This window comes from Vibrio sp. M250220 (assembly GCF_036533795.1).
Lineage (GTDB): Bacteria > Pseudomonadota > Gammaproteobacteria > Enterobacterales > Vibrionaceae > Vibrio.
In genome coordinates this window covers 1-21,094 of sequence record NZ_JATABI010000007.1, presented here as the reverse complement: position 1 = coordinate 21,094, position 21,094 = coordinate 1, and the positions used below count along the sequence as shown (strand labels likewise).

Genomic DNA, 21,094 nt, shown 5'->3' with positions numbered 1-21,094 from the left:
TAGAGAATGCCAAAACGTACTGACATAAAAAGTATTCTAATTCTAGGTGCAGGCCCGATTGTTATCGGTCAGGCATGTGAGTTTGACTACTCTGGTGCTCAAGCATGTAAAGCACTGCGTGAAGAGGGGTACCGAGTAATTCTTGTTAACTCGAACCCAGCAACCATCATGACTGACCCAGACATGGCGGATGCCACTTACATTGAACCAATTCAATGGGAAGTCGTGCGTAAGATCATCGAAAAAGAGCGTCCAGATGCGGTTCTCCCAACGATGGGTGGTCAGACAGCGCTTAACTGTGCACTAGACCTAGAGAAGCACGGCGTCCTTGCCGAATTCGGTGTAGAGATGATTGGTGCAACGGCTGACGCTATCGATAAAGCAGAAGACCGTTCTCGTTTCGATAAAGCGATGAAGTCTATCGGCCTTGAGTGTCCACGTGCTGATACGGCGAAAACAATGGAACAAGCTTACGCTGTTCTGGATATGGTTGGCTTCCCTTGTATTATTCGTCCTTCATTCACTATGGGTGGTACCGGTGGTGGTATCGCGTATAACAAAGAAGAGTTCGAAGAGATCTGTCGTCGTGGTCTTGACCTTTCTCCAACAAACGAACTGCTAATCGATGAATCTCTAATCGGTTGGAAAGAGTACGAGATGGAAGTGGTTCGTGATAAAGCGGACAACTGTATCATCGTATGTTCTATCGAGAACTTCGACCCAATGGGTATTCACACGGGTGACTCAATTACAGTTGCTCCAGCTCAAACGTTGACCGACAAAGAATACCAACTGATGCGTAACGCATCTCTAGCGGTACTGCGCGAAATTGGTGTTGAAACAGGTGGTTCTAACGTACAGTTTGGTATCAACCCGAAAGATGGCCGCATGGTTATCATCGAGATGAACCCTCGTGTATCTCGCTCTTCTGCTCTAGCTTCTAAAGCAACAGGTTTCCCAATCGCGAAGATTGCAGCGAAACTGGCTGTTGGTTTTACGCTTGATGAGCTACAAAATGACATCACGGGTGGTGCAACTCCAGCATCATTCGAACCAACTATCGACTATGTAGTAACAAAGATTCCTCGTTTTAACTTCGAGAAATTCGCAGGTGCTAACGATCGTCTAACAACTCAGATGAAGTCCGTTGGTGAGGTTATGGCGATCGGTCGTAACCAACAAGAATCTCTACAAAAAGCACTTCGTGGTCTAGAAGTTGGTGCAAATGGTTTTGACGAGATGGTTGACCTAGATGCGCCAGACGCACTAACAACTATTCGCCATGAGCTGAAAGAAGCCGGTGCCGAGCGTATTTGGTACATCGCTGATGCATTCCGTGCTGGTATGTCAGTCGATGGCGTATTCAACCTAACGCAAATTGACCGCTGGTTCCTTGTTCAAATTGAAGAACTTGTTAGCCTAGAAAACCAAGTTAAAGCGGGTGGCTTTGCTGGTCTAACTGAAGATGTTCTGCGTAAGATGAAGCGCAAAGGTTTCTCTGATGCTCGTCTATCTTCAATCCTAGGTGTATCGGAAAGCGAAATCCGTCGTCTGCGTGACCAGTATGATATTCATCCGGTATACAAACGTGTTGATACGTGTGCGGCTGAATTTTCATCTGATACGGCTTACATGTACTCATCTTACGATGACGAATGTGAAGCTCAACCGACAGATAGAGATAAGATCATGGTTCTTGGCGGAGGTCCAAACCGTATCGGCCAAGGTATTGAATTTGACTACTGTTGTGTTCACGCATCACTAGCTCTACGTGAAGATGGCTACGAAACTATCATGGTCAACTGTAACCCAGAGACCGTTTCTACCGATTACGATACGTCTGACCGTCTGTACTTCGAACCTGTAACACTGGAAGATGTACTTTCAATCGTGCGTGTTGAGAAGCCAAAAGGCGTTATCGTTCAGTACGGTGGTCAGACTCCACTTAAACTGGCTCGTGCGCTTGAAGCCGCGGGTGTACCAATCATTGGTACTAGCCCAGATGCAATCGACCGTGCCGAAGATCGTGAGCGTTTCCAAGCAGCAGTTGAGCGTTTAGGCCTGTTACAGCCAGAAAACGCGACCGTAACCACTATGGAACAAGCGGTTGAGAAGTCGAAAGAAATTGGCTTCCCACTTGTTGTACGTCCTTCCTATGTACTTGGTGGTCGTGCGATGGAAATCGTATACGATGAGCAAGACCTACGTCGTTACTTCAATGAAGCGGTTAGCGTATCGAACGAGTCGCCAGTTCTTCTTGACCGTTTCCTAGATGATGCAACGGAAGTTGATATCGATGCTATCTGTGACGGTGAGCGTGTGGTTATCGGCGGTATCATGGAGCATATCGAGCAAGCGGGCGTTCACTCAGGTGACTCGGCATGTTCACTTCCTGCTTACACGCTAAGCCAAGAAATCCAAGACAAGATGCGCGAGCAAGTTGAGAAGCTAGCCTTCGAACTTGGTGTACGTGGTCTAATGAACACTCAGTTCGCAGTGAAAGATAACGAAGTTTACCTAATTGAAGTCAACCCACGTGCTGCACGTACGGTTCCATTCGTATCGAAAGCAACAGGTGCACCACTAGCGAAAATTGCTGCACGTGTTATGGCGGGTCAATCTCTAGAGTCTCAGGGCTTCACTAAAGAGATCATCCCACCATACTACTCAGTGAAAGAAGTTGTACTACCATTCAACAAATTCCCAGGTGTTGACCCACTGTTAGGCCCTGAAATGCGCTCTACTGGTGAAGTGATGGGTGTCGGCGCAACGTTTGCTGAAGCTTATGCTAAAGCAGAACTTGGTTGTGGCGCGGTTTACCCAGAAGGTGGTCGTGCGCTACTGTCTGTTCGTGAAGGCGATAAACAGCGTGTAGTGGACCTTGCTTCTAAACTAACTAAGCTTGGTTACCAACTAGATGCAACGCATGGTACAGCGGTAATTCTAGGTGAAGCGGGTATTAACCCTCGTCTAGTGAACAAGGTACACGAAGGTCGTCCACACATTCTTGACCGTATCAAGAACAATGAGTACACCTATATCGTCAACACGGCTTCTGGTCGTCAAGCGATTGAGGATTCTAAAGTACTACGTCGTGGCGCACTGGCAGAGAAAGTAAACTACACAACGACGCTAAACGCAGCTTTTGCTGTGTGTATGGCACACACTGCAGACGCGAAAACGTCGGTAACTTCAGTTCAAGAGCTGCACGCAAGAGTCGCGGCGAACGAAGCGAAATAAAAATCAGTAGGCTCGCAACAGAGCTTATATGACAACCTCATTGCCCGCTCATTTGAGCGGGCTTTTTTATCTCGATATTGTTGAAAATATGGAATTGGTTGTAGTCGAATCTTTCTCTAAGTGAATTGTTAACTTGATGATATTTTGATTAACAGATAGCTGATAACCAATTGATTGAGAATGGAACTAACACTCGAAATACTGACGATTCTTTTCATCGCAGCGACCACTGCTGGCTTTATTGACGCAATGGCTGGAGGCGGTGGTTTAATTACGCTGCCTGCACTTCTTGCTGCTGGTGTTCCGCCTACGCAAGCGCTGGCAACCAACAAACTACAAAGTTCGTTTGGCAGCTTTTCCGCAAGCTGGTATTTCGTGCGTAATGGCTTAGTGAGCATTAAAGAAATGCGTTTGGCGATAGCATGTACGTTTATCGGTTCAGCCATTGGTGCTGAGGCGGTGCAATATATCGACGCAGGCGTCTTAACAAGCCTAATACCGATTTTGCTGGTTGCTATCTCACTCTACTTTCTTCTTACCCCAAAAACCAAGCAGTATTCAGGGCAGGCAAAGATCTCTGAAGCCATGTTCGCCTTTTCCGTTGGCGGAGGCGTGGGATTCTATGATGGATTTTTTGGTCCGGGAACTGGTTCTATCTTTACCGTTTGTTTTGTGGCTTTAGGTCACTTTTCGCTGGTGGATGCGACTGCTCGAACCAAGGTACTTAACTTCACATCTAATATCGCCGCATTACTATTTTTTGTTCTCGCTGGCTTGCCTGTTTGGGAGATCGGTTTAGTCATGGCAGTAGGAGGATTTATCGGAGCACAACTAGGCGCAAAGGTCGTGGTGACTAAAGGGCAAAAGTGGATCCGCCCTCTGGTGATTACCATGTCTATGCTAATGGCATTGAAGCTGCTTTGGGAACAGCATCAGCAATGGTTGTTATCAATGTTCTGATCCTTGGGTTTTGATAAGAAGACGTTCGACAACAAATATGAATCGGGCGGTATAGAGAGCTCAATTGTTCGAAATGAGAACAGTATTTGGGCTCAATTTTCATCGCCTTGATCACCGAGATTGGTACTAAAGCTGGCGCTATTCCTTGCATTGCTAGTTGAGCTGCGGCTGAATAGGAGTCCATCTGGCACGATCAGCTTTTTACCGAGCTTGCTTTCTAAATTGGCAATACGTTTACTGACGGCCGATTGGCTAATGTAGAGCAGACTGCCAGTGCGGCTCATGGTTTTCGCTTTGCTTAAAACGAGTAAGGTTTCGATACCTTCTAATAGCATCTTGTCAATTCTGTAGCGGAAGAATAGGGTTAATGTATCTTACACTCGTGTGGCTAAGATAGAGCAAACATAAAAAAGGCGCTCAATGAGCGCCTTTTCGAGTTGATAAACTGAGATTATAGAGACTCAGTAAAAGTACGTGCGATTACGTCACGTTGCTGTTCAACTGTTAGTGAGTTAAAACGAACTGCGTAGCCAGAAACGCGGATAGTCAATTGTGGGTACTTTTCTGGGTGAGCAACAGCATCTTCAAGAGTTTCACGCTTAAGAACGTTAACGTTTAGGTGTTGACCACCTTCGATGCGTGGTGCTGTTTCGATAGCAACTTCGCGGCTTTCGTACTCGCCAAGTTCGTTGATCGCAACAACTTGATCTGCTTCAAAGCCTGCGTTTGCTGCAACACAGCGTGCTTCGTTTTTCTCGCTGTCTAGTAGCCAGATTGAGTTAAGTAGATCGTCGTTTGCTGCTTTAGTGATTTGAATGCCTTGGATCATTACTATCTCCTAGTCCACTTAGTGGTTAATTGGTGTTAACTTTCGAATTTTGTTGAGCTACGTATTATATAGCCAATATCCACTATGATAGTATTGATTTATGTCAAATAATAACTAAAAACATTAAATAAATGAAGGTTATTTTATTGTTCTAAATCAATAAAATCTTTAAAAACAATGTATTTACAATAAATTTGAATGTATAAAAAATATTTAAATGATTATTTTGTTGTAAATTTACTACAAAATTAGCTGAAAAATTGAACCTAGTGCACTAAATACCTGTTAGTTGGTAGCCATTCTGAAAGTGTAAAGTGATTAAATGACAATGATAAAAATTAGCGACGGAAAGAAATTTATTGGTGCTCATGTCTCAGCCGCGGGTGGTGTTGATCAAGCTCCACTCAGAGCTCGTGAAATCGGGGCCAATGCCTTTGCTCTGTTTACGAAAAATCAGAGGCAGTGGGTGGCCAAGCCATTGGATCAGAAAACCATCTCGGCCTTTAAAGCAAACTGCAAAATGCTGGGTTTTTCTGCGCAGCAGATATTGCCACATGATTCATACCTGATTAATTTGGGCGCGCCTGAAGAGGACAAACTCGCTAAGTCTCGGGCTGCGTTTATTGATGAAATGGAGCGCTGTCATCAGCTTGGTCTAACACTGCTCAACTTCCACCCAGGGAGTCACTTAAAGAAAATTTCAGAAGAAGAGTGTTTATCTCGTATTGCCGAGTCTATTAATCTTGCTCACCAAGCGGTTCCAGACGTCGTTGCCGTTATCGAAAATACGGCGGGTCAAGGAACCAACTTGGGATGGCGATTTGAACATCTCGCAGAGATTATTGAGCAGGTGGAGGATAAATCACGTGTGGGGGTCTGTATTGATACCTGTCATACATTTGCGGCTGGTTATGATTTGAGCAGTTTTGCTGCTTGTGACGCAACGTTTGCTGAGTTCGATTCTATCGTTGGTATGCGCTATTTGAAGGCAATGCACATTAATGACTCAAAAATAGCGTTAGGCGGCAAAGTAGACCGCCATCACTCTTTAGGAGTTGGGGAGATTGGCTGGCACTGTTTTGAATATACAAGATTTGATGGCATACCTTTGATTCTAGAGACCATTGACCCCGATATTTGGTCGCAAGAAATCGCCAAATTAAGAGAGTTTCATCATCAGGCATTAAGTGAAAGTGAATAAAAGAAAATGTTGGCATTAATTTTTCATGGCTTGTTCTGTGTTCAATGCAATGGAGAGGTCATTATGCCTTATTCTTCTTTTTATACTGCTGCGCGTCCTGTTCGTTACCCTATGCCAAATCGTCACATTACGGGACAAGGTCACTACCGTACACCACAGAAGCAGTAATCTTATCTTTGTTCCTTCTACTTATTTTGCGACAATTGAAGCGCAAGTTTTAGGTAGAAGGAATAGAGGATGAAGTCTCAACTCACATGGCACGATGTTATCGGAGCTGAAAAACAGCAAGATTACTTTAAACAGACTTTAGCGTTTGTAGAAAGTGAAAGGGCATTGGGCAAAGTGGTTTATCCTCCAGCAAAAGATGTGTTCAACGCGTTTAAATCGACTGAATTTGGCGATGTGAAAGTGGTGATTTTGGGTCAAGATCCTTACCATGGCCCCAATCAAGCTCACGGATTATGTTTTTCTGTTCTTCCTGGTGTAAAAACACCGCCTTCACTTGTCAATATGTATAAAGAACTCGCACAAGATATCGAAGGGTTTGAAGTGCCAGCCCATGGCTATTTGCAAAGCTGGGCTGAGCAAGGTGTCTTATTATTGAATACTGTATTAACGGTAGAGCAAGGAAAGGCACACTCTCACGCTAAGTCAGGATGGGAAACGTTCACAGACAGAGTGATAGAAGCCGTTAATCAACATCAGAGTGGTGTTGTCTTCCTTCTCTGGGGAGCGCATGCGCAGAAAAAAGGTCGATTTATTGATCGCAATAAGCATTTTGTCTTAGCAGGTCCGCATCCCTCTCCGCTTTCTGCTCATCGAGGCTTTTTTGGCTGTCGCCATTTTTCACAAGCAAACCAGATATTGATTCAGCAAGGATTGACGCCGATTGAATGGCGCTTGCCGTTGCAAGTGGACTGAACGTCTCCTATTGTTCGATGTTTGTCTAAATTTTGGTCATGATCAAAGCGGGAAGAGCGGTCCTCTTATACACTTATTAAATATAGGTGTTAAGGAGAGTCGCTATGATGATTGAAAGGATACGTCGAGAGCATGGCTATATGGTTCGTTTACTTGCTCTGCTACGTCATAAGTTAACGCAGTTGAAAAGTGAGCGCCCGGTGAATTATCGTGTATTAAGAGAGTTAGTTGATTACCTCGCTAACCATTCAGAAAAAGTTCACCACCCTAAAGAAGACATTCTGTATCACTACTACACAGCGCATTATGGTCATCACCACCAAATTGATAATTTGGAGTTAGAGCACGAGACCTTGTCCAAGAAGACCCATGATTTTCTTGGTGTTGTCGATATGGTGTTGCAGGACGCCGTGATTCCACAAGATATGTTTATCGAGCAACTCGAGGGTTTTCTTGATTCACAGAAAGCGCATCTAGAAATAGAAGAGAAGTCGATATTCCCTTATCTGATCGATAAGTTTACGGTACAGGATTGGCAGGCTGTAGAACAGCAATGGAGTGTGTGTGAAGATGATCCTGTCTTTGGCACTACGATTGCTGAGCAGTACAAAGAGTTGGCCGAACGTGTTCATCAAACCGAACACGAATGCATTTAATATAAAAAGGTAAAAAAGAGGCGAAATCGCCTCTTTTTTATAATTCAACTTTCTCTAAATCATCAAAGCCGATATCCATATCCATTAACTCTCTTTGTAGTCGCTGGCGATCTTTTATCGCTTCGATTTCTCGCCATTTACGCTTAACCGGTTTTGAACGGCCAACTCGTCCTTTTGGAAAGTCCTGTTCAAAAATTTCTTCAAAGTTTAAGCCTTCCATAAGCTACCTCGTTATGATTTTTGTCCCTCTAAATGGGGTCATTTTTTAATACCATATCTAAATCAACCGTAACCTTGATTCGTTTCTCATTTGTTACGTTTCAATGAAGTTTTTGCTGATATTGTGCTAGCGAGTCACAAATTGACAGGGTGTGATTGGTTGTTTTTTGTTCGGTTGGGTGGCAAATTGGCGCTAATTTGCCATCGCTAGGTTGTTAACTCAATGCCTTGCGTGGTAAGGAATCTTAATGATGACATGCTCATCAAAATAATATGTTTCGGAATATGCTGGTTGTTGTAATTTTTTAGAGTAATTATTTTGCTTTTGTGGGGTAATTGCATTGTTATGTGTTAATTGTTGGTAACTATATGGTGAAAAATAACAAATAAATGCACCTATTTGCATATTGATTTTTGTTCTTCTTCGCTGCATTATCCGCCCGTCAAAAAATACGCTGATACGTAAAATGGAAGCATGAGGCGAGTTTTACAGGTCTAAACTGCATACAACAACTATATCACGCTAAGCAATATTGACACTTAGTGGGGCAGTTAGATGGATGGCTGGGAAGCGGAGATCAGCGAAATCTCAATATGAGGATGTTATGACAGACTTAATTAATTTAATGAATGACCTGCTTTGGGGTTCAATTCTTGTTTATCTTCTGGTCGGTGTGGGAATTTATTTTACAGTCCGCTTGGGCTTCATCCAGTTTCGCCACTTCGGTCACATGTTCTCGGTACTGAAAAACAGCCGTAAAGCTGATAAAGCAGGTATCTCATCTTTCCAAGCACTTTGTACGAGTTTAGCGGCGCGTGTTGGCACGGGTAACATGGCGGGGGTTGCCGTTGCTCTAACCGCTGGTGGCCCTGGCGCTATCTTCTGGATGTGGCTAATCGCAATGCTGGGTATGGCAACTTCGTTTGCAGAAAGTACCCTAGCTCAGCTATACAAAACCAAAGATGATGACGGTAACTACCGCGGTGGCCCAGCATACTACATGGAAAAAGGCCTAGGTATGCGCTGGATGGGAGTTCTCTTCTCGGTATTCTTGATCATTGCGTTTGGTTTGGTTTTCAACGCGGTACAAGCCAACTCTATTGCCAATGCAATGCATAATGCATTCGGTTGGGATGATACTTACGTTGGTATTGTGGTTGTCCTGCTATCTTCGATTGTTATTTTTGGTGGTATCAAGCGTATCGCTCGTGTCGCAGAACTGATTGTTCCAGTTATGGCATTGGCTTACCTACTTCTTGCTATGTTTGTCATGGTGATTAACATCGAAAAGCTTCCAGCGGTTCTGACGTTGATCTTTAAGAGCGCGTTTGGCTTACAGGAAGCGGCTGCAGGTGGTTTAGGCTATGCTATTGCTCAGGCGATGATTAACGGTGTTAAACGCGGTCTATTTTCAAATGAAGCTGGTATGGGTTCAGCACCTAACGCTGCAGCATCCGCGACACCATATCCGCCACACCCAGCCTCTCAAGGTTATGTACAGATGTTGGGCGTATTTATGGACACGATCGTTATCTGTTCAGCTACGGTTGCCATTATCCTGATGTCTGGTGAGTATGTTCCTCACGGTGAAATTACCGGTATCGAGCTAACTCAAACGGCGTTGAGTTCTCAGGTCGGTGACTGGGGTAGTATCTTTGTTGCGGTAGCGATTTTCTTCTTCGCCTTTACCTCTATTATTGCTAACTACTCTTACGCTGAAACTAACTTGATTTTCTTAGAGCACAACCATAAAGCAGGTCTTGGCATTTTCCGTATTATCGTGCTTGGTATGGTGATGTTTGGTGCAGTCGCCTCTCTACCTGTTGTGTGGTCGCTTGCTGATGTTTCAATGGGCTTGATGGCGATAGTCAACTTGATTGCTATTCTTCTGTTGTCTGGCATCGTGATCAAACTTGCTAAAGATTACAATCGTCAACTTGGTGAAGGCAAAGTTCCTACGTTTGATTCAAACGACTTCCCTGAGCTAAAGTCTCAACTTAAAGATGGTATCTGGGATCAGAGCAACAAAGACTAATTGTAAGCGTTCACCAAGGTAGCTTGACTTGTCATGATTAAAGGGAGCGAGACTTCGTTTAGACTTCTTTGGGGAATATAACTACACAAGCCGTATGTTTTTGTTTTCCAAAGCCTACAATTTGGTCTAAAGCACTTTTACCTATTGGAATATAGGCAGCTGATACCGCATCTTGCGTTTCTTCAATCAAAGGGTCGTGAAAGTAAAAAAAACTGTTCACTCATCCCGCTGAGTACAATCCAATGAGGTTCTTTGCAACCATTAAATCGGTAGGTGCTAATGAGCAATATTTGTCAGCCCCCTAAACGCATAGCTATTCAATTTTCCGCATCTACACTTAATAAGGCCACTTCTAAAGTTAGACTGGAGGTCAATTATGTGGACGAAGAAAGGTCACTTAACTGGGCAGAAAAAGCCCTTTAAGCTCGAAGATATCTGGCGAATACGCACCAGACTGGAAATCGAAGGCAATATCATGGAATTGGCTCTGCTCAATCTCGCTATCGACTGCAAATTGCGTTCATGTGATTTGTTCAGAATGAAAGTGAGGGACATCTCTTCTGGTGGGGTAATTCAAGAACGAGTACTTTACAGTCAGAGTAAAACTGGCAGATAAGTACAATTTGAGATTACTTCTCGTACTGCACAATCATTAGCTCAATGGCTAATGCACCGCCAACTGACGGCATCAGACTATATCTTCCCTAGTCCTAGGAGGCAGGGGAAATCGATGAGTTATAGTAAAGTAACTATGCCACTATCATTCGCCGCTGGGTAACCGAACTCGGCTACGATCCCTACCTTTATGGTACACACTCGATGCGCCGTACCAAGGCGACCTTAATTTATGCGAGAACTAAAAACATTCGCGCTGTGCAGTTATTGCTTGGCCATGTGAAGTTAGATAATACCATTCGCTATTTAGGTGTAGAAATAGAGGATGCTCTAAACATATCTGAGGGGATAGACTCATAGTGAGGTTAGGATGTGACTTATAGATAGGTCGTTTTTTATTTACCGTCATAAAGCTATTATTAATCAGTACTTTATGGTTTTTTTTGTGTTTTTTAACGCCGCATATCTTCTTTTGAATGTGCCGTATTTCTTTCTGTCATTATAAGGTTGCGTTATACTACCGACACGTATGAAAGCTAGGAGGTTCAAATGACAGCTGTTGAACGCGTTTATCAAAAGATAAAGCGCTCAAGACGTTATGTTTTTGAGCGCAAAGACTTTGATGGTTTTGCTAGCTACGACCAAATCGGTCGAGCGTTAAGGCAGTTAGTTAAGCAAGGTGAGTTAATCAAGCTTGGCTACGGTCTATACACAAAAGCAAGAATGAATAGTCTAACCGGCAGACCCATGCCCACAAACCCTGGCGGAAGCGATGCCCTGATGCGTGAAATTTTAAAGATGAAAGGTGTCGATTTTGAAATGGACAAACTGTCTTTACAAAGCCTATCTGGTAAAAGCACCCAAATCCCATCCTCCATTCAATACTCGTGGAACCATAAACAGTTTAATCGCAAGTTAGCTGTCGGTAACCGAGTCTTAAACTCACCGAGTTAATATGGAAAAACTAAAACAACAATTCCTTGAGGTTTCCGATGCGCTTGAGCTCGGAAACCCAGCCATTATTGAAAAAGATTACTGGGTCGTCGCCTTACTTAGCGAATTAGCGAAGGTATCGCCTGTGTATCATCAAATGGTTTTTTCTGGGGGGACTGCACTAGCCAAGTCAAACGTTAAAATCCTGAGAATGTCAGAAGATGTGGATATAAAGCTCATTCCCCATCAAGAATTTGGTGAGCTGAGTCGCGGCCAAAAGAAAGCCGCCCGTAAGACATGCATTCACGAGATTGAAATGGCGATCACTCAAACAGAGCGATTTACCGTTGAGTCGCGTCTCGTTCGTGATGAATATCGCTATGTCGAGTTTGAACTCAGATACCCGCAGCAGTTTAGCCAAGCGCCATGTCTTCGCCCCATCATTAAACTTGAGTTAATAGAGATGATCCCTCTACTGGATGTAGAACCACGGCCGATCCAATCATTGGTAGCGGAACTGTATCGACAGCCACAAGAAGTAAAAGCGTTTGATTGCGTCTCTATTCAAGCGACCTTGGTGGAGAAAGTGATTTCAATGTTGCGCTGTACCATGTCAGTAAAGCGCGATACGCAACGTAAGGACGATGTCACGCTTGTGCGGCACATCTATGATGTTTACTGCATTCTAAAGACCGAAGCACAATTAGAAAACTTCGATCTTACAGCAATGACAGCGTTATTTAACACGGTATTGAAGGAAGATATCGATCGCTTTGGTAATCAACACACTGAGTTTGTTGCTAACCCTAAACAAGAGCTACAGCTCGGGCTAAAAGAACTTGAAGATAACCCAGTTTTTCGCCAGCGCTTTCAGGACTTTGTTACCCCTATGGTGTTTAACACCGAGCCTCATGATTTTGATACCTGCTTTGCCTCGTTTAAACGCATTGCGCAGTCGTTAATTAAAACAATCTAACCGATTTGAGAACCACTCATGCCACACACTAAAATCAATCAAGATCCGCTATACCAAGAACAAGTCAACAAAGCCGTTTGGGCTGCCTGTGACACCTTCCGTGGCACTGTTGATCCATCCATTTACAAAGACTTCATCCTGACCATGCTGTTCTTGAAATACATCTCTGACGTACACCAAGATAAGTTTGATGAGCTTTCCAAGCAGTTTGATGGCAATGAGCAGATGATCGCTGCCATGATGTCAAAACAGTCTTTCAAAATCCCGACTGGTTCAACTTTCTGGGACTTATATGAAGCTCGTCATGAAGCTGGTAACGGCTCTCGTATCGACCAAGCGCTACACGCCATTGAAGAAGCCAACGGCACTAAGCTAAAAAACGTGTTCCAGGACATTAGCTTTAACACCGACAAGCTCGGTGATGAAAAGCAGAAAAACGATATCTTGCGCCACCTACTGGAAGACTTTGGTAAAGACACCCTAAACCTGCGCCCAAGCCGCGTGGGTTCGCTGGACGTAATTGGTAACGCCTACGAGTACCTCATCAAACACTTCGCTGCTGGTAGCGGTAAATCGGCGGGTGAGTTCTATACCCCACCAGAAGTGTCTGATCTACTCTCTATCATCCTAGAGCCACAACAAGGCGATAGCATTTGTGACCCAGCCTGTGGTTCAGGCTCACTTTTGATGAAGTGTGGTAAGCAAGTGCAAAAGAACTTTTCTGGTTCTAAGCAGTATGCCTTGTTTGGTCAAGAAGCGATTGGCTCAACGTGGTCACTGGCAAAGATGAACATGTTCCTGCATGGCGAAGATAACCACCGCATTGAATGGGGTGATACTATCCGTAACCCTAAACTACAAGACAAAGACGGCGGCCTGCTGCACTTTGATGTAGTAACAGCCAACCCTCCGTTCTCGTTAGATAAATGGGGCTTTGAAGATGCTGCTAACGATCACTTTGGTCGTTTCCGTCGTGGCATCCCGCCAAAGACCAAAGGTGACTATGCATTTATCTCGCACATGATTGAGACGCTAAAACCCCAAACGGGCCGTATGGGTGTGGTTGTGCCTCATGGCGTGCTATTCCGCGCCTCATCCGAAGGTCAAATCCGTAAACAATTGATTGATGAAAACCTATTAGATACCGTCATTGGCTTACCTGAAAAGCTATTCTTTGGTACGGGTATCCCTGCTGCGATCCTTATCTTTAAAAAGCACAAAGACGATAACAAGGTGCTGTTTATTGATGCGTCTCGCGAGTTCAAGTCTGGTAAGAACCAAAACCAGCTCACGCCTGAGAACATTCAGAAGATTGTCGATACCTACAAAGCCCGTGAAACTACCGATAAATACTCATACCTAGCGTCGCTAGAAGAAATTGCCGAGAACGACTACAACCTCAACATTCCTCGCTATGTGGATACCTTTGAGGAAGAAGAAGAGATCGACTTGGTTACGGTACGTACTGAACGTTTAGCGCTACAAAATGAGCTAGCTGACCTTGAAGCTGAAATGGTAGGTTACCTAGAGGAGTTGGGTTATGGGAAGTAATTTCTACGCATCCTCACCTGACTCATGGTCTATTGAAAAGTTTGGTAACTTAGCAAAAATAACGTGCGGTGTAGCTGCTACGCCAACATATGTAGATGAATCTATCGGTGTGCCATTTTTTTCCGCGAGCAATGTACAGAAAGGCAAGTTAAAGCTGGATAAAATCAAGCACATACCTGTCGACCTACATAATAAGCTTACAAAAAACACAAAGCCAGAGAAAGGCGATGTACTCATGACTAGAGTTGGTGCTGGTATTGGTGAAGCAGCAGTAGTTACAGTCGATTATGATTTCAGCGTCTATGTGAGTTTGACTCTGATTAAGTGCGGTGAACGACTGGATAGCAACTTTGTTCAGTCGGTACTCAATACTGACTACTACAGATATCTTGCTGTAAGAGAACAGTTTGCAGGTGGGGGCGTTCAAAACCTAAATGTACAAATGGTTAAAGACTATGTATTTCCTGTCCCCCCGCTCCCAGAACAACGCAAAATCGCCAAAATCCTCTCAACATGGGATAAAGCGATTAGCACCACAGAAAAGCTGATTGAAACCAGCAAGCAGCAGAAAAAAGCCCTGATGCAGCAGCTTTTGACGGGTAAGAAGCGTTTGGTCAATCCTGAAACGGGTAAGGCGTTTGAAGGTGAGTGGGAAGAGGTACACCTTCAAGATATATGTGAAGTAAACCCAAAGAAACCAAAAGAGCCTGAAAACGGCTTAGTTAGTTTTGTACCTATGGATTCTGTTTCTGAAGATGCAAAACTATTAAGAACAGACGAAAAACCATATTCGGAAGTATCTAAAGGCTTTACATCATTTAAAGATTTAGACATCTTAATTGCCAAAATAACACCTTGTTTTGAAAACGGTAAAGGTGCACTAGTTAATCATCTAGAAAATGGAATTGGCTTTGGTAGCACTGAGTTTCATGTATTACGTGCTAAACAAGGAAACGCCCCAGATTTTGTATACTACCTAACCACCACATCTGCTTTTAGGGTTAAGGGGGAAATGAACATGCAAGGTTCTGCGGGGCAAAAGCGTGTAACTACCGATTATCTAAAACTCTACAAAGTCGTAGTTCCGAAAGAGCTTAAAGAACAACAAAAAATCGCCTCTGTCCTTACTGCTGCCGATAAGGAAATTGAAGTGCTTGAAACTAAGCTTGCTCACTTTAAGCAAGAGAAAAAGGCGCTGATGCAACAACTTCTTACTGGAAAAAGAAGAGTGAAAGTGAATGAAGAAGTTGCGGCGTAAAGCGTCTCTTAACTCTCAACCAATGTGTGACGCAGTGCGTCACACTTTATTACCGTCATCAAAACTAGGTATTACACAATGTTAGTCTTTAACTGCACCAAAGCCGCTGCGGACTTTTTCACCGTAAAGCGCAATGGCAAAAAAGTCTCTCCTTTAGAAGCGCCGCCGACGGATTCTGTCTGTGGTGCTGAAGCCGTCAATGTATTGAACACCCCCACAGTACCAATCAGTGCTTGGTTGGTGCATGCGGTAAACGTTCAACGCAAAAAAGTGCTGATCGCCATGCATGTCGAAACCCGTTATGCCATGGTGTTTGTCGGCATTCAAAAAGGGGATTGGCTCGAGTTCACTAATCAGCTACTTGAAAGACTGTTTAACAACATGCAGTTTTTTGGTGAAGAGTTCGAGATGTGCGATGAAGAGAGCTTTGAAGAGATGTTTAATGAGTTCATCAAGCTTCATCCTAAGCCTTACTTTTGTCAACGCGGTGACCGCAGCGTGCAGAGTCATATTAATGATGTCGCTTGGCAATTTGAAAATCGAGTTTACCAAGTTGGTTCTCTCCCTGACGGCCACCAAGAGTGCGCCAGCTTTGATGAGTGGATCAACAGTTTGATTCGCTCAACCAAGCAAAAGAAAGACCATTTTCATCCTGACGAAGAGATGTTCCTTGATTGGATGCAGACCTACAGCGAATTGGGCGACAATGAGGACAAGCTGATCCACCAGTTATTTGGTTCTCTACGCCGACAAATGATGCACGCCGAAATGGTTAAGCGTGGGATTCCCGATGACGACTACTTTGATGGGATGAATGCCGAACTCAACCAAGCAATCCATGAGTATTTCCAAGAGATTGCTCCCGACACGCAGAGCGAAGACATTCCCAATAACGTCATCGACTTCAATCAAGCCAAAAAACGCAAACTACATTAAAAGTAAAAGCAACAATAAAAACAAAAACGACTGAATAATAAGGGACGACAATGTCAGGCAACTTACCTAATTTTCGTGAAGAGCAAAGCGCGAAGATCCCCGCGTTAACCTTACTCACCAATCTCGGCTATCAGTTCATTCCACCAAGTGAATGTGTGATTAAGCGTGGCAACCTCTCTACGGTTATTTTGCCTGATGTATTGCGTGATGTGCTTAAACACAAAACCTATGCATTTATGGGCATCGAACGCAAATTATCGGAGTCGGCTATCGACAAAATCGTCCATGAACTTGCCAACCCTGCGATGAATGAAGGGCTAAAAGCGGCGAATGAAAAGCTGTATAACGCCCTCACCTACGGCATTAGCGTGACCGAGTTTGTGGAGGGTAAAAAAGCCAACCCAACCATTGATATCATTGATTGGCAAAACCCAGAAAACAACCAGTTCCACTTTACCGAAGAGCTTGAGGTCGAAAATGCGCATGGCACGGGTAAGCGCATTCCCGATATTGTCTGCTTTGTTAATGGCCTGCCTTGGGTGGTGATTGAAGCCAAGCGTCCTGACTCCTCTCATGAGGGCAAGCCAACGGTTGCCGAGGGTATCTCGCAAAACATCCGCAACCAAAAAGTCGATGAGATCCCACACCTATTTGCCTACAGCCAATTACTCATGTCGGTGAACGGAAATGAAGGCTTATACGGCACCTGCGGCACACCAAGTAAGTTTTGGGCCAAATGGAAAGAAGAACAGATCACCGATGCCACCTTTGCACGCCTGAAAAACACACCACTGACACCAGAGCAGCTAGATAAACTCTTTGCTCACCGCCCAGCCAAAGTACGTGATGAATACCTATCGCTGATTGCTGGCGGTGATTTAATGGTGACAGACCAAGACCGTTTGTTAGTATCACTACTTCGTCATGACCGCCTACTGGAAATGACTCAGCTTTTCACCTTGTTCGATAAAAAAGCGGGCAAAATCGTAGCGCGTTATCAGCAGGTGTTTGGTATTAAAGCCCTGATTGAGCGTGTTACTTCTTTCGATGAGAAAGGCGCACGTAACGGCGGTGTTATTTGGCACACCACGGGCTCAGGTAAATCTTTTACCATGGTGTTCTTATCCAAGGCACTAATTTGGATTAAAGAACTCGCCAAATGCCGTGTGGTGGTGGTGACTGACCGTGTTGATTTGGAAGATCAGCTTGCGCGTACCTTTGCCTCTGGCGGTGCGCTGTCTGAAAAAGATCGTAAAACTGCCATGGCTACCACGGGTAGACGTCTTGCAGAACAAATTGGTAAAGGTAATGAGCGTATTATCTTCTCCATCATCAACAAGTTTGGCACCGCAATTGAACTACCAGAGTGTTATAACGACAGCCCAGATATGATAGTGCTGGTTGATGAAGGACATCGCAGCCAAAACGGTGAAAACAACATTCGTATGCAACAAGCGCTGCCAAAAGCCGCTTACATTGGCTTTACAGGGACACCGCTGCTGCAAGACGATAAGACCGAAAACAAGTTCGGTAAAATCATCCACTCATACACCATGCAACAAGCGGTGGAAGACAAAACGGTAACTCCTTTGCTGTATGAAGAGCGTGTACCCGAGTTAAGCACTAACGACAAAGCGCTCGATGCTTGGTTTGATCGAATCACCGATAAGCTGACCGAAAAACAGCGTACAGATTTGAAGAAGAAGTTTGCTCAAAAAGGTCAAATCTATCAAACCGAAGGTCGTATCGAGCTTATCGCTCATGATATTTCAGACCATTTCCAAAACTTTAAGCGCCAAGGTTTAAAAGGCCAGCTTGCCTGCGACTCAAAAGCCTCTGCTATCCAATATAAAAAGCTTCTCGACCAAATTGGTAAAGTGACCTCGGTAGTTGCCATGTCACCGCCAGATACCCGTGAGGGGCACGATACGGTCGATGGTGAAAGCAAAAACATGGTACAAAATTGGTGGAAGGATAACGTACTGGACTCAGACTTTGGACAAGATGAAAAAGCCTACACTAAGCATATCATTGAAGAGTTCGGTAAAGAGGATGGCCCTGACTTAATGATCGTGGTCGATAAACTTCTAACGGGCTTTGATGAACCAAAGAACACCGTACTTTACATCGATAAGCCGCTCAAGCAGCACAACCTTATACAAGCCATTGCTCGCGTGAATCGTCTACACCAGAAGAAAGAGTTTGGTTACCTCATCGACTACCGAGGCATCTTAAAAGAGTTAGATGCCACCATCGCTGATTACCAAGATTTGGCTGAGCGTACCCAAGGTGGCTTTGATATTGACGACCTTAAAGGCTTATACAGTCGCATGGACACGGAATATAAGAAGCTGCCAGCGCTATACAGTGAACTCTGGGCATTTTTTATTGATGTAAAAAACACCCAAGATCCGCAAGCAATGGCACGGGTATTTGCGCCGAACATAGAATATGTCGATGGTCAGCCTACCGATTTAAACCTAAAGAAACGCCAAGATTTTTATAGCACACTCACTGCGTTTGCTAATTGCTTAAAAGTCGCCCTGCAATCGGCCACCTACTTTGAAGACAAGAGTTTTGATGATAAACGTCAGATTTATAAAGACACGCTAAAAAGCATGACATCGCTGCGTAAAGTTGTCCGTGAGCAAGCAGAAGAGACCATTGATTACGACGAGTACGCTGAGAGTATTCGCACCATGTTAGACAAGCACATCGGCGGCGTTGAGATCCAAGATTCTAAAGGTGCTTATCTAGTTGGCAATATGGGTAAAGATATAAAACCAGAAGAACTCAGTGACGATGAGGCTCGCAACAAGAAAGATGCGATCACTGGTCGTGTCACTAAGATGATTGAGCAAGACCTTGCCGACGACCCCTACGCTCAAGAGTATTTCTCGAAGCTACTTAAGCAAGCGATTCAGCAAGCAAAAGAGATGTTTGATGCGCCTGTTAAGCAATATCTCCTATTTGCTGATTTCGAACAGCAAGTGATCGATCGCAAAGTCGAGGGAATGCCAACCGATCGTTTCGCAGAGCTAGATCCAAAAATTAAGCGTCATGTACAAGCTTACTTTGGACTGTTCTTAAAGCATGGCGCTGAAGGTCAAGGCCTTACTGAAGATCAATGCTTCAACTATGCAGTAGAGATTGACGAGAAAGTGCGTAAAGCGGTTGCAGAGTTTTCAATCAATCCATCAGAGATTGAAAACCAGATCACTCTAGAGGTACTTCCGTTGCTGTTTGCCGATTTAGGCGTCGATAAAGCACAAGTCATTGCCGAAGAAGTCGTACAAATCACTCGCTTAGGTTTAGCAGGTCACCATTAATGGCTTCAACAGTCTCTGACGAACGTCACAAAGAGGAATACAGCTTCATCTATGGAGATGAGGCTGTGAGCTATGAGGTGCTACGTAAGCCTATCAAACAAGGAAAAAAGCGAAGTATTACCATCAAGGTGCAACCCAACTGTGATGTCACGGTTAGTACCCCAGAAGATGCTGAGCTTGAGGACATTCACCAAGCGGTAATGAAGCGTGCCAAGTGGATTTATGATGCCCTGAAAGAGTTTCGAGGTCATTTGGAGTACGTGCAGCCCAAACACTACGTCAGCGGCGAGATGCAGTTCTATCTTGGTCGTCGGTATGTGCTGAAGGTAGTAGAAGATTCAGATGCCTTGCCAACGGTAAAAATGACTCGCGGTAAGCTACTTGTTACCTTGACGAGATTCAACGATGACAAAACTGCCATGGTTAAAGCTTTGGTGCGCAACTGGTACAAGGTTCGTGCTGAACGCATATTCCATGAGCGTCTATCTGAGTTGTTGCCACAAGCTACATGGGTAAAAGGCATTCCTAGTTTTCGTGTTCTACCAATGACAAAGCAATGGGGAAGCTGCTCAGCCAAAGGGAACCTGATGCTCAACCCTCACCTAATTAAAGCGCCTAAAGAGTGTATTGATTACGTGATTCTGCATGAGCTTTGTCACATCGCAGAGCACAACCACAGTGACAAGTTCTGGCGCTTGCTGACCAGCGTGATGCCTAATTGGAAAGAAGTCAAAGCCCGTTTAGATGGAATGACTGAGTTGTATTTGAATGAATAAGGATTGCTGAAATGAGATGTCCAACTTGTGAAAAGCATATTGGCTTGGACTGGCTAGAAGATGAATGCATCGAACCAAATGAAGCCTTTGATTGCCCACATTGCGATGAAACCCTGCGTTATGAAGTGGATGAAGGCACATACCTTGGTGCTCAGCATGTAACTATTAAGGATAGGTATACCAGCGTTGAATAATTGCTCTAAGTGATAAATGTCCAAATACGATTTATTGCCAATTAGGAAAAGCTGTTAATTAAGAAAAGCAGTCTCTCGACCTCCTGAAAAAGTGGCATTGGAAATGGTTCAAGAACGGCTCAAATCTTCTCTCGCTCGCATAGATAGAGAAAAAGTGATCTTACTTCGACATTTTTTGCCTAGTTTTTCTTTTTAAGTCAGAAAATGAGTAATTTTTCATTGTGCCATTGCTTGCTTATTGAGCGGTCGTTATTCTCGGTCTAACACAGAAGATATTATCTACGTCAGACCAGAGTAATACGCAATGAATCCATCATTTGAATTGTCAAAATCAGAGCAACTATTTCTTTTGGTGGAAGGTGCTTGCATTCCTGACCTAGAAAGGCAGCTTTATCAGCTACCTGGGGTAATGGAACAAGAACCGATTTTTTTGTATCCCCCTTATAATCAGCTATTGAGTGTTT

The 21,094-nt window shown here is 44.1% G+C and carries 16 protein-coding genes and 3 pseudogenes; 15 read left to right on the top strand and 4 right to left on the bottom strand.

From position 1 onward, the window contains the following. Positions 1–6 precede the first annotated feature (6 nt). Positions 7–3,240: a carbamoyl-phosphate synthase large subunit gene (carB, locus tag QTN94_RS04555; protein ID WP_138972504.1), complete on the top strand. Its 3,234-nt coding sequence runs from the start codon at positions 7–9 to the stop codon at positions 3,238–3,240. Positions 3,241–3,420: 180 nt separating this feature from the next. Further along, positions 3,421–4,200: a TSUP family transporter gene (locus tag QTN94_RS04550; RefSeq protein ID WP_331427044.1), complete on the top strand. Its 780-nt coding sequence runs from the start codon at positions 3,421–3,423 to the stop codon at positions 4,198–4,200. On the opposite strand, the pseudogene QTN94_RS04545 reads toward QTN94_RS04550, so the two are convergent. Next, positions 4,136–4,535: pseudogene (locus QTN94_RS04545) on the bottom strand (helix-turn-helix domain-containing protein). The gene QTN94_RS04550 and the pseudogene QTN94_RS04545 overlap by 65 nt on opposite strands. Positions 4,536–4,651: 116 nt before the next feature. After that, positions 4,652–5,029, bottom strand: a complete 378-nt coding sequence (gene grcA, locus QTN94_RS04540) for an autonomous glycyl radical cofactor GrcA (RefSeq protein ID WP_138972501.1) — start codon at positions 5,027–5,029, stop codon at positions 4,652–4,654. A gap of 328 nt (positions 5,030–5,357) precedes the next feature. Between grcA and nfo the strand changes: the two genes are divergently transcribed. The 3 genes from nfo (at position 5,358) to QTN94_RS04525 (ending at position 7,807) form a co-directional block, all read left to right on the top strand. Next, the gene (gene nfo, locus QTN94_RS04535) at positions 5,358–6,230 is read left to right on the top strand and encodes a deoxyribonuclease IV (RefSeq protein ID WP_443088782.1); all 873 of its coding nucleotides are present in this window, start codon (positions 5,358–5,360) and stop codon (positions 6,228–6,230) included. A 237-nt stretch (positions 6,231–6,467) separates the two neighbouring features. After that, positions 6,468–7,151, top strand: a complete 684-nt coding sequence (ung, locus tag QTN94_RS04530) for a uracil-DNA glycosylase (RefSeq protein ID WP_138972499.1) — start codon at positions 6,468–6,470, stop codon at positions 7,149–7,151. A gap of 104 nt (positions 7,152–7,255) precedes the next feature. After that, positions 7,256–7,807 (top strand): hemerythrin domain-containing protein, encoded by a 552-nt coding sequence (locus QTN94_RS04525; RefSeq protein ID WP_331427042.1) that lies wholly within the window; start codon positions 7,256–7,258, stop codon positions 7,805–7,807. A gap of 37 nt (positions 7,808–7,844) precedes the next feature. Here the strand turns inward: QTN94_RS04525 and QTN94_RS04520 are convergent, their stop codons facing one another. Beyond that, on the bottom strand, positions 7,845–8,027 hold the full coding sequence (locus QTN94_RS04520; RefSeq protein ID WP_331427040.1) for a DUF3545 family protein: 183 nt from the start codon (positions 8,025–8,027) through the stop codon (positions 7,845–7,847). Between the two features lie 604 nt (positions 8,028–8,631). Between QTN94_RS04520 and QTN94_RS04515 the strand changes: the two genes are divergently transcribed. Then, on the top strand, positions 8,632–10,062 hold the full coding sequence (locus QTN94_RS04515) for an alanine/glycine:cation symporter family protein (protein WP_138972496.1): 1,431 nt from the start codon (positions 8,632–8,634) through the stop codon (positions 10,060–10,062). A 58-nt stretch (positions 10,063–10,120) separates the two neighbouring features. On the opposite strand, the pseudogene QTN94_RS04510 reads toward QTN94_RS04515, so the two are convergent. Further along, a pseudogene (locus tag QTN94_RS04510) lies at positions 10,121–10,352 on the bottom strand (peptidase C39 family protein); the annotation flags it as partial. Positions 10,353–10,438: 86 nt separating this feature from the next. Between QTN94_RS04510 and QTN94_RS04505 the strand changes: the two are divergent. From QTN94_RS04505 to QTN94_RS04465, 9 genes and pseudogenes are all read left to right on the top strand, one after another. Then, positions 10,439–11,037: pseudogene (locus QTN94_RS04505) on the top strand (tyrosine-type recombinase/integrase). Between the two features lie 189 nt (positions 11,038–11,226). After that, positions 11,227–11,631 carry a DUF6088 family protein gene (locus tag QTN94_RS04500; RefSeq protein ID WP_008218079.1) on the top strand — a complete coding sequence of 135 codons (405 nt, stop codon included), beginning with the start codon at positions 11,227–11,229 and terminating at the stop codon, positions 11,629–11,631. A 1-nt stretch (position 11,632) separates the two neighbouring features. Beyond that, entirely contained in the window at positions 11,633–12,586 is a 954-nt protein-coding gene (locus tag QTN94_RS04495; RefSeq protein WP_331427037.1) for a nucleotidyl transferase AbiEii/AbiGii toxin family protein, read from the top strand. 18 nt (positions 12,587–12,604) lie between these two features. Next, positions 12,605–14,137, top strand: a complete 1,533-nt coding sequence (locus QTN94_RS04490) for a type I restriction-modification system subunit M (protein ID WP_331427035.1) — start codon at positions 12,605–12,607, stop codon at positions 14,135–14,137. Continuing rightward, the gene (locus tag QTN94_RS04485; protein ID WP_331427033.1) at positions 14,127–15,395 is read left to right on the top strand and encodes a restriction endonuclease subunit S; all 1,269 of its coding nucleotides are present in this window, start codon (positions 14,127–14,129) and stop codon (positions 15,393–15,395) included. Before QTN94_RS04490 ends, QTN94_RS04485 begins: the two co-directional genes overlap by 11 nt. Positions 15,396–15,473: 78 nt before the next feature. Further along, positions 15,474–16,331, top strand: a complete 858-nt coding sequence (locus QTN94_RS04480) for a DUF6933 domain-containing protein (RefSeq protein WP_331427031.1) — start codon at positions 15,474–15,476, stop codon at positions 16,329–16,331. A 50-nt stretch (positions 16,332–16,381) separates the two neighbouring features. Next, a complete protein-coding gene (locus tag QTN94_RS04475) occupies positions 16,382–19,660 on the top strand; it encodes a type I restriction endonuclease subunit R (RefSeq protein ID WP_331427029.1) in 3,279 nt (1,092 codons plus the stop codon). Beyond that, positions 19,660–20,436, top strand: a complete 777-nt coding sequence (locus QTN94_RS04470) for a M48 family metallopeptidase (RefSeq protein ID WP_331427028.1) — start codon at positions 19,660–19,662, stop codon at positions 20,434–20,436. The genes QTN94_RS04475 and QTN94_RS04470 overlap by 1 nt, the downstream gene beginning before the upstream one ends. A gap of 11 nt (positions 20,437–20,447) precedes the next feature. Continuing rightward, positions 20,448–20,630, top strand: a complete 183-nt coding sequence (locus QTN94_RS04465) for a hypothetical protein (RefSeq protein ID WP_331427026.1) — start codon at positions 20,448–20,450, stop codon at positions 20,628–20,630. The last annotated feature ends 464 nt before the right edge of the window (positions 20,631–21,094 follow it).